This is a genomic window from Celerinatantimonas yamalensis (assembly GCF_046054155.1).
Lineage (GTDB): Bacteria > Pseudomonadota > Gammaproteobacteria > Enterobacterales > Celerinatantimonadaceae > Celerinatantimonas > Celerinatantimonas yamalensis.
In genome coordinates this window covers 72,669-81,862 of sequence record NZ_JBEQCT010000012.1, presented here as the reverse complement: position 1 = coordinate 81,862, position 9,194 = coordinate 72,669, and the positions used below count along the sequence as shown (strand labels likewise).

Sequence of the window (9,194 nt, the reverse complement as noted above, 5' to 3'; positions counted from 1 at the left end):
TTTTGCCTTCAATCGAAATATAACAAGGTGTTGGCATGAGATGTGATCCTCTTTAATAGTTTATTGATGAAACACTAAAGAGTAAAACAACATCCATGCCAACTTTTTATAAATTGTAAGGTATTGTTTTTTATACCAATGATAAAAACAGAGTTGATGATAAAATAACCAGCGAGCAAGAAGTTGCCCAGATCGAGCAAGAAGTTGCCCAGCTGGGCAACTTCTTGCTCGGTAAGTTGACTCAAAATAAACCTTTTTCTGTTCTTGAAACCTCAATCTCCTTAGCCATAGAGAACGCGTCATATAGAATGTGTGCATAATTTGCCCTCATTCTTGCACTCCGTATTGTGTCAGCGCGGCTGTTGGTGACTGACGCTGTTGGCTATAGAGCTATTTATATTGATATCAAATATTCGGCAAGTGGTTGGTTAATGGTCTATTTTTAGAGAAGTGTCTGCCGTTTGAGATAAGCGGCAGGGTTAATAATCACTCTTTTTTGTCGACCGAGGTTTATTTATGGGTAGTTTACGCCACCTTCCCATCGCCCAAATTGTTCAGCGGTACCACTGCCAGACGTTATTTGAAACAGGTACGGGGCTTGGCCAATCATTGCAATATGCACAGCAACTGCCATTTCGGCAGTTGATTTCGTGCGAAATTAATGATGATTTATATACACTGCTTAGCCAGATCTATGCGCCGCTGCGTCACAGTGAGCGGTTGCAGTTATTGCATTGCGACAGTGCCCGCGCATTGCAAAGAGTATTGCCAGAGCTTAATGATGCGCCCGTTTTATTTTGGTTAGATGCCCATTACCCCGGCGCTGATTTTGGCCTGAATCAGTATGATGATGAGCCGCAAGAGCATATTCGACTGCCGCTTGAACAGGAACTGCAGCTGATTGCCAAGTTGCGGCCGAATCATAAGGATGTGTTGATTATCGATGATCTGCGGATTTACGAAGATGGACCGTTTGCGAACGGGCCAGCACCAGCCAGTGATCGCTTGCCTCGCTTTAACCGCAATTTACAGTTATTAGAACAGTTATTTGCGAAGACGCACCATATCTTTCGTTCTTATCAGGATGAAGGTTATTTATTGGTCGTCCCGCGGGTGTTATCTGAGAGTTCGATACAGCTGCCCTTTGAGCCTTCAGCTGCATTCAGCGAGGCTCATTTAGCGCAGCTACGCTTAGCGTTTAGTGCAACCGAACACCCTCTACAGTTGTTTGAGCAAGCGCTGCCGTGGTTGGTAAAACATCTTCAGCAATCCTCGCTACAAGCGCTCGCGCAGCCTTGGCAACAGCTACTCGAGCAGCTTGCGGCTAAACCGTTGGCGGTGTTGGGGAATGGCTTTTATGGCGCGCTTGTCGCGGCCATCTGTCAGCAGCAAGGGTATGATGTAGCAGCTTTTGTGAGCCGTGACAGCAAGGTGGTTGGACGGCTGCTCATAGGTAAGCCGGTTTTATCGGTCAATGGATTTTTAGAGAGCCCGATTGATCAAGCGCTCATCGCTTCCTATGGTTCCGCTGCAGCTATTTATAGTGCTATAGTCAGCCAAGCAGTGGCTTGTCATCGCGACAAAGCACTCTATTGGCATCGAGCTGATTAATGAGGAGTGTTCTATGGTTGAAGTCGGTTGTTATAATTTTGCCCACGAAGCCTATATTGCCAAAGCAAGTTTAGCGGCGAGTGGTATCGATAGTGTCATTGTTGATGAGCATTTAGTAGGGATGATGCATACCTTGGGCGCGGTGCGTCTTTGGGTTGACGAAAGCGATCTGCAAAGCGCGACCGAAGTTCTACAGACTGATTTTTCCGACGATAAGGTCAATTAAGGACGCCTCAGCAAATTTAAGCGTGAGCACTGAGGCGTTTACCATGGCTTAGCTCATATTAATGATGCTCGTTGCTTGCCAAAGCAGAACGCCTTTGCTTTGCGCTCGTTTGAGCGACAGCAGGCGCAGTAATGGTTTGGCACGGGCTTCTAGCTCGACAATCTGCTCGGGGAATAGTTGTTGGACCAATTGTTCACAGCGCGTGACCGATGCAGAAGCGTGATCGGATTCGATCATCGCAATATAGGCCCAATAGTAGGCTGACTCAAGCCGTTCAGGGTTTTGTGCCAATAATAGCGATAACCGATATGAGGCGACCGGATAGCCACATTGTTCACCTGTCTGCTGATATAACGCTTTAGCCTGTTCCAGATTGGTGCTCACTCCTAATCCGTATTCATAGCAATAGGCTAAGTTTAATATCGCAAACGGATCATGGCATTTAGCACCGCGTTTAAAATAGCTCAGCGCCTGCAACGGGTCATAATAGGGGCTATCTGGGCAGGCATAAATATAGCCGAGCAGCGCATAGCAAGTCGGATCGTTGGTGGTGACAGAGCGTGATAACTGCGCCATCGCGCGCGTAAAATCTGCCGCTTGATTGCTTTGATGTAACCAACACCGCGCCGCCCAACAAGCGTAAGGTATCGGAGTGATGGCCGCACGTTTTTTAAGCCATGAGCGGCAGCGGCGCCCCGCGAACAAAATGGGAAAGCGTACTGATAATTGCAAATGTCCTTGCAGATAACGCCGCCAAGGGGCATCCGTTTGATAGTGCTGCGGCGCTGATGGATCCGTGTGGGGGGCGTTATCCCATGCTTGAAACAGTTGATTGTCAACGGCGAATCCCGCGGGCTTATGGGTTAAGCGCGGGCCTTTGCTCAATTGCAATCGGTCATGGATAAGATAGATCATCACCAATAGGCTGATAATCGGAATAACTTGCCCGATCAAACCAATCTGATGTAGTTGGGGAAGATGATATAAACAGTAGCTTTCAGCCACCGTGATAGCCAACGCTGCGATAAGCGACAGCACACCGATAAGGATGCGTTTCATAACCGTTAGGGATCAGCACAATAGAGTGTGGCGAGCCTACCAATTTTTTGCGATAAAGTAACCTATCTTGTGCGCCTCGCTCGCCATACTGGACACTATAGGTGTGGCGCTTGTGAGCGAGCAGGGTGGCAAGTCATACAACAATCAGAATTGCTCTTCTAACACCGCTTGCTTATCAATGCCAAGGCGTTTCATACGAGAGAGTAACGTGGTTCGTTTGATACCTAGTTTTTGTGCGGCACCTCGAGGGCCTGCTACAATGCCATTGGTTGCTTTAAGTGCTTGAATAATTTGCTGATATTGATGGCCTTGCTGCATATCTAGCGGCGCAACAACGGGGCGGTTTATGGGGGCAGGGTTAAACGCTCCTTGAAGGTTGAGCTCGCTAGGTAGACACAGTTCTCGTCCGGGAGAGAGTAATACGGCCCGCTCGACGACGTTTTCTAGTTCGCGGACATTGCCCGGCCATGGATGTTGCTGCAATTGTTGCAGTACGTTTGCCGGAATACTGTTGATCTCGCGGCCTAATCTTCGCGCCGCTTTGAATGTAAAAAATTTTACGAGGGTTGGAATATCTTCCAAACGTTCGCGTAGTGGTGGTAGTCGTACCGGAAAGACATTGAGACGGTAAAATAGGTCACTGCGGAAGGTTTTATCCTCCACCATTAATTTGAGGTCGCGATTGGTCGCGGCGATCAGGCGCACATCCACGTTAATCAGCTTATTGCCACCCACTCGTTCAAATTCTTTCTCTTGTAACACCCGTAGTAGTTTAGGTTGCAGCTCAATGGGCATATCGCCAATTTCATCTAAAAAGAGCGAGCTTTCATGGGCGAGTTCAAAGCGACCAATCCGGCTATTGCTGGCTCCTGTGAAGGCCCCCTTTTCATGGCCGAAAAGATCGCTTTCTAATAATCCGGCAGGCATTGCTGCGCAATTCATTTTTACCATCCGCTGCTTCGCGCGGGGGCTTAGCTGGTGGATCGCTTTGGCAAACAGCTCTTTGCCAGTGCCTGTTTCACCTAGCAGCAGCACGCTGCAATTGGTTTTGGCAACAATCTCAATCTGTTTTAACACCTCGCCAATGGCACTGCTGCGGCCGATGATTTGGTTAAACTGATGATCCATCTGGTCAATCTGTTCACTGAGATAGTGGTTTTCATGCACCAGTTTTTCTTTGAGACCTTTAATTTGTTGATAAGCTCGGGCGTTATCAATGGCTATCCCAACGCGTTCGGCTATCTGCTCTAAGAGTTTAAGCTTATTATCGGCGAATCCTTGAACTGGCCCATGGGCAATCTGCAGCACGCCGCACACCTTACCAGCAAAGCTGATAGGAATCAGTCCCAGCTGGTGTGATGGCGCTGGCCATAACTCAAATAATTTTTGATCGGCCGCCGAGCGCTCGTTTGCGGGGGCGTGGGCGCGTAAGGTGTACACGCAGCTTTTAGCGCTGGTAAATACCTGTTTACTTGGCGTATGCGCATCGAGAGCTTGCTGTTGACAGTCATTGATCTGTTGGTCGTGGTAAAAAAATGTGCTGTAACTGATGATCTGCTGTGCGCGCTGCGCCGGTAAGGTAATGGTAATGGCATCGATGGCAAAATAGCGGTGGATCTCTTGGGCGATTTGCTTGATCACTTGGTTGATATCGCGCTGTGCCAATACCGAATTAGTCACATTGACCAGCAGATGAAAATCATCTCGCTGCTGGCATAACTGTTGCTGCTCTGAGCGAAGTTGCACATGGGATTGTAGATGAGCCATGGCAATGCTGAGTGTGTGACGCAATAACTCAATAGGCTCAAAAGGCTGCTGGCTAAAGAGCTCACAGAGATGATACCCCCCTTGCCCATTTGCAAGCGGCAAGCCGACATAATAGTGAAAATCGGGTAACTCAATGGCTTGATAAAGGGCTGGATAACGCTGCTGATACGCGTTGGCGGTGAGTTGCACCGGTTGGTGGGTGGTTTGAATTTGATGCAGTGGGCCGTTTTCGAGTAAAAAAGAATCATTGATGCCCTGCGAAGCGGGTGTAACGCCATGCCAATGCAGTGATTGTGAGGTATTGATCAGGAGTGCCACTTGGCATAGAGATGGATGGATAGTTAATTGCTGTTGCAGACAGCTTAAAAAATCATCAATTGTAAATTGTTCAAGGAGTCGATGGGTTAAATCCAGCCAAAAGGTTGACTGCATTTGATTGTCACATGTTATGCACATAGCCGTCTCTTTGTTATTGGGTGGAAACCACAACCTCCCTTCATGTATTGGATTTTTTAGTACCACCATGATGGATACAGCAATCTGAGGTCAAGGACTTAACGTGTCGCATGCTGACTTAAAACCTAACGATACAATGCCACACATTTCATGGGACATTGTATCGCAGCATGACTGCGCAGAACTCCAACTCGATCAACAAATACGAGGCAGCGGCTCAAAGTAGGGGAGATCTAAGTGGCGAGTCACGCCATATGCGCCGCAGATCTGTACGCCTGATTGCGAGTTGACGGTGCCAATTTGCCTTGCATCTTTGCCTAATGGGTGGGCCTGCAGTGCATTAAGTACGGCCGCTGCGCTTTGCGCGCTGGTGATAATCACCAATTTACCCTCGTTGGCCAGATTGAGCGGATCAAGCCCGAGCAACTCGCACATTCCGCGCACCGCATCATTCACGGGCAGAGCGTGCTCATTGATCTGCATCCCTAAGCCACTTGCGGTGGCAAATTCATGTAAAATGGCATTAACGCCACCACGTGTGGCATCACGTAGCGTATGAATGCCGCGAATCGACAACAGCGGTTCGACCAACGGCCACAACAGCGCGCAATCGCTGACCAATTGATCACCTAAGCCTAAGTTTTCTCGTTCATTGAGAATCGCTGCGCCATGATCGCCTAAGTTGCCAGTGACGATAATTGCATCATCAGCGGCAATCTGGTCCATCCCCCAATGTACCTCGGGGGAAATCACGCCAATGCCCGTGGTATTAATAAAGATTTTATCGGCGCAGCCATGTCCGACGACTTTGGTATCCCCAGTGACGATCTCAATTTTGGCTTGCTGGGCGGTGGCGGCCATACTCGCGATGATGGTATCGAGAGTTGCCAGAGGTAGCCCCTCTTCTAAAATTAGGCTACAGGTGAGATATTCTGGGCGTGCACCACCGACGGCCAGATCATTGGCGGTACCACAGACCGCCAGCTTACCAATATCGCCGCCAGCAAAGATGATGGGATCGATGACAAAGCTGTCCGTGGTCATCGCTAACTGACTACCTTGACTGGCGAGTTGAGTTAAAGGGAGGCGTGCTTGATCTTCACCACGGCGCAAAAATGGGTTATCAAAGTGGCGTACTAAGGTGTCCTGAATAAGCTGTTGCATCGCGCGCCCGCCGCTGCCATGGGCGAAGGTGATTACATCGTTTGACATATACACTCCTGATTATACTGATAATAAGCGGCACAAGCGCCTTCTGAGGAGACCATCAAAGCTCCCGTTGGGTGTTGCGGGGTACATTGGCGAGCAAACAACGGGCATTGCTGCGGTTTACAACGTCCAGTGAGCACCTGTGCGCAACATGCTTGCGGCTGTTCGTGACTGTCATACTGGATGGGTTGAAAATAGCGTTCAGCGTCAAAACTTGCAAATTCTGGGGTAAATTGCATGCCTGAATCAGCTATATCACCCAAGCCTCGCCATTGGCTGTGAGCCTTAAGGCAAAAAACCGTTTTGATTGCCGCTTGAGCTTGCGGGTTACCATCGGCTCGAACAACGCGCGCGTACTGATTTTCCATCACCGCGCGCTGGTCTTGAATTTGCTGCACAAGCATCAGTATGCTGTGCAACATATCAACGGGTTCAAAGCCACTGACGACCAAAGGCCGCTGATAGAGCTGACACAGCGGCGTAAAGGCGTTGGCGCCAATGATCATGGCGACATGACCCGGGCCTAGGAGTGCATCGATCTTCTGGTTTGGATCGCTTAGTAAAGCGTTTAACGTGGGGATGATGGTAATGTGCTGACAAAAACCAAACAGGTTGCTCAGCCCCATTTCCTTAGCCCGGATAAAGGTGATGGCGCTGGCGGGCATCGTGGTTTCAAAGCCAAGGGCGAAGAACACGACCTGCTTTGTCAGGTTGTCTTGAGCGATTTTGATCGCATCGAGTGGCGAGTAAATCATGCGTATATCAGCGCCTTTACGGCGCGCGTCGAGCAGAGATCCGTGACCTCCGGGTACGCGCATGGCATCGCCAAAGGTTAAAAAGATCACATCATCACGGTGGGCAATATCAAGGCAGCTGTCAATCCGCCCCATCGGTAAAACACATACTGGGCAACCGGGCCCATGGATAAATTCAATGTTATCAGGCAGTAGTTTGTCGAGACCGAAGCGAAAAATAGCGTGGGTATGGCCGCCACAAACCTCCATAATACGTAGCGGTTGCTGCGCGTTATATTGGGTCAAGTGTGCCATCTTGGCGCTGATTTGCGCCAAGAGAGCGGTGACCTCGGATGCACCGCGATAGTCATCAATCCAGCGCATGAGCTCCCCCGCCAACTTTTAAAAACGCCGCGACATCGCTCTCAACTTCACTCATGGCTTGCAACGCCGCTAAGGTTTGTTGCGCTTCTTGTTCATCGAGAATACTCATGGCAAAACCAACGTGCACTAACACCCATTGACCAACCCGTGAGTGGCCTTGTTCATCCAGCGCACCGATTAAGGATAAGTCGACCTCACGCACGGCCCCACCGACGGCCACGTTGGCTAGGTGGGGTTGGCATTTATCCCATTGGATAATCTGGGCTGGAATGCCTATGCACATGGTTGGGTCTCCAGCCAACTGAGCCATTCATCCATGCCGACACCAGTGGTGGCGCTGATGGGGATGATAATGAGCTCTGGGTTGACTTGATGGGCATATTGCATGCAGCGCTGCAGATCGAAATCGAGGTGTTCGAGTAAGTCGATTTTATTGATGAGCATGACGGATGCAGCGGCAAACATATGGGGGTATTTCAGTGGTTTGTCTTCCCCTTCAGTGACCGACAATACGACGACTTTGTGTTTTTCACCTAGATCAAAGCCGGCTGGGCAGACTAAATTACCAACATTTTCGATAAACAGATAGCTCCCTTGGGGGGCATCTAGCTGATGCATGGCGTCATGGATCATCTGTGCGTCTAGATGACAGCCTTTACCCGTATTGATCTGGATAGCTGGGGCGCCAGTTGCTTCAATGCGCTGGGCATCATTTTGGGTTTGCTGATCGCCTTCAATCACAACACACGATTGGTTCGGTAGTAGCTGCCTTAAGGTTTCACATAATAAAGTCGTTTTGCCCGAACCGGGGCTGGAGACAAAATTTAGAGCAACTAAATGCTGGGCGGCGAAATGCTCGCGGTTATGAGCGGCAATCCGATCGTTTTTGGCCAGTACTTGCTCTTCGATGGTCACCGTGCGTTTCACTGTGGGCGTAACCTCGCTCATCGTGGGCTGTGGCATCGCCTCAGGCAGCGCGGCAAGGTGATAGTGAATATGATGGTGGACATCGCCATGGTGATAATAGTGATGATGCACTTCAACCGATGGACTGGTTTCAAACTCGATGGTTTCATCGTGCTCGTGCTCGTGCTCGCATGAGGCACTGTCATGCGTTTGGCATTGGCAGTGGTCATGGTGCGCGTGATGGTGATGGGCGTGGTCATGGCAGTGGGAAGCGTCATCACTGTGATGCCCCGAGGTGATGGTCACCTCGCCTTCACTACAACCGCAGGTGCTGCACATACACAATCCTTAAAGACACATTGGTCTTAACTCGTTAATTTAAATAATTTCAATTCGCTGGATCTCAACGCCATCGTCGGCGTTGATATTTAAGTCATGACTGCCACAGATAGGACAGATTTTTACTTTGCTTGATAGAAGTTCAATTGGCTGTTGGCATTTTTGACAATAACAGCTCGCAGATTGCGTACTTAGATGCAATTGGCTGCCCTCAGCAAGTGTGCCGCGGCACACTAACTCAAAACAAAAATCCATGGCGGCCGGCTCAACACATGAAAACGCCCCCACCTCTATCCAAACATCGGTGATCTGTTGCGCCTGATTGGCTTTAGCGTAGTGCTCAATGGTTTCGAGCGTACGCTCACACAAGGTAATTTCATGCATGCTGATTCTCGCAGTGGACTAGATAAACACCCACAAAGCAAATCCAATGCCATCCATGTTAGCGAGCTGTCGCAACTGTCGAATTGATGCACGACAAAGTCATCTTAATTATTCTTATT

General features: G+C 49.4%; 9 protein-coding genes. 2 read left to right on the top strand and 7 right to left on the bottom strand.

Features of this window, described 5'->3' with window-relative positions:
- The first annotated feature begins 516 nt into the window (after positions 1–516).
- Together ABUE30_RS17835 and ABUE30_RS17830 are read left to right on the top strand one after the other, a co-directional pair.
- A complete protein-coding gene (locus tag ABUE30_RS17835) occupies positions 517–1,611 on the top strand; it encodes a hypothetical protein (RefSeq protein WP_408625194.1) in 1,095 nt (364 codons plus the stop codon).
- A gap of 13 nt (positions 1,612–1,624) precedes the next feature.
- Complete coding sequence (locus tag ABUE30_RS17830) at positions 1,625–1,837, top strand: putative signal transducing protein (RefSeq protein WP_408625193.1); 213 nt, start codon at positions 1,625–1,627, stop codon at positions 1,835–1,837.
- A gap of 48 nt (positions 1,838–1,885) precedes the next feature.
- On the opposite strand, the gene ABUE30_RS17825 is transcribed toward ABUE30_RS17830, so the two are convergent.
- The 7 genes from ABUE30_RS17825 to hypA form a co-directional block, all read right to left on the bottom strand.
- Positions 1,886–2,896: a tetratricopeptide repeat protein gene (locus ABUE30_RS17825; RefSeq protein WP_408625192.1), complete on the bottom strand. Its 1,011-nt coding sequence runs from the start codon at positions 2,894–2,896 to the stop codon at positions 1,886–1,888.
- A gap of 144 nt (positions 2,897–3,040) precedes the next feature.
- Positions 3,041–5,119: a sigma 54-interacting transcriptional regulator gene (locus tag ABUE30_RS17820; RefSeq protein ID WP_408625191.1), complete on the bottom strand. Its 2,079-nt coding sequence runs from the start codon at positions 5,117–5,119 to the stop codon at positions 3,041–3,043.
- Positions 5,120–5,314: 195 nt separating this feature from the next.
- Positions 5,315–6,331, bottom strand: coding sequence for a hydrogenase expression/formation protein HypE (gene hypE / locus ABUE30_RS17815; RefSeq protein WP_408625190.1), 1,017 nt, complete (start codon positions 6,329–6,331; stop codon positions 5,315–5,317).
- Positions 6,316–7,446, bottom strand: a complete 1,131-nt coding sequence (gene hypD / locus ABUE30_RS17810; protein ID WP_408625189.1) for a hydrogenase formation protein HypD — start codon at positions 7,444–7,446, stop codon at positions 6,316–6,318. The genes hypE and hypD overlap by 16 nt, the downstream gene beginning before the upstream one ends.
- Positions 7,433–7,729 (bottom strand): HypC/HybG/HupF family hydrogenase formation chaperone, encoded by a 297-nt coding sequence (hypC, locus tag ABUE30_RS17805; RefSeq protein WP_408625188.1) that lies wholly within the window; start codon positions 7,727–7,729, stop codon positions 7,433–7,435. Before hypC ends, hypD begins: the two co-directional genes overlap by 14 nt.
- Complete coding sequence (gene hypB, locus ABUE30_RS17800; protein WP_408625187.1) at positions 7,720–8,691, bottom strand: hydrogenase nickel incorporation protein HypB; 972 nt, start codon at positions 8,689–8,691, stop codon at positions 7,720–7,722. The genes hypC and hypB overlap by 10 nt, the downstream gene beginning before the upstream one ends.
- 39 nt (positions 8,692–8,730) lie before the next feature.
- Complete coding sequence (hypA, locus tag ABUE30_RS17795; protein WP_408625186.1) at positions 8,731–9,075, bottom strand: hydrogenase maturation nickel metallochaperone HypA; 345 nt, start codon at positions 9,073–9,075, stop codon at positions 8,731–8,733.
- Positions 9,076–9,194: the final 119 nt, after the last annotated feature.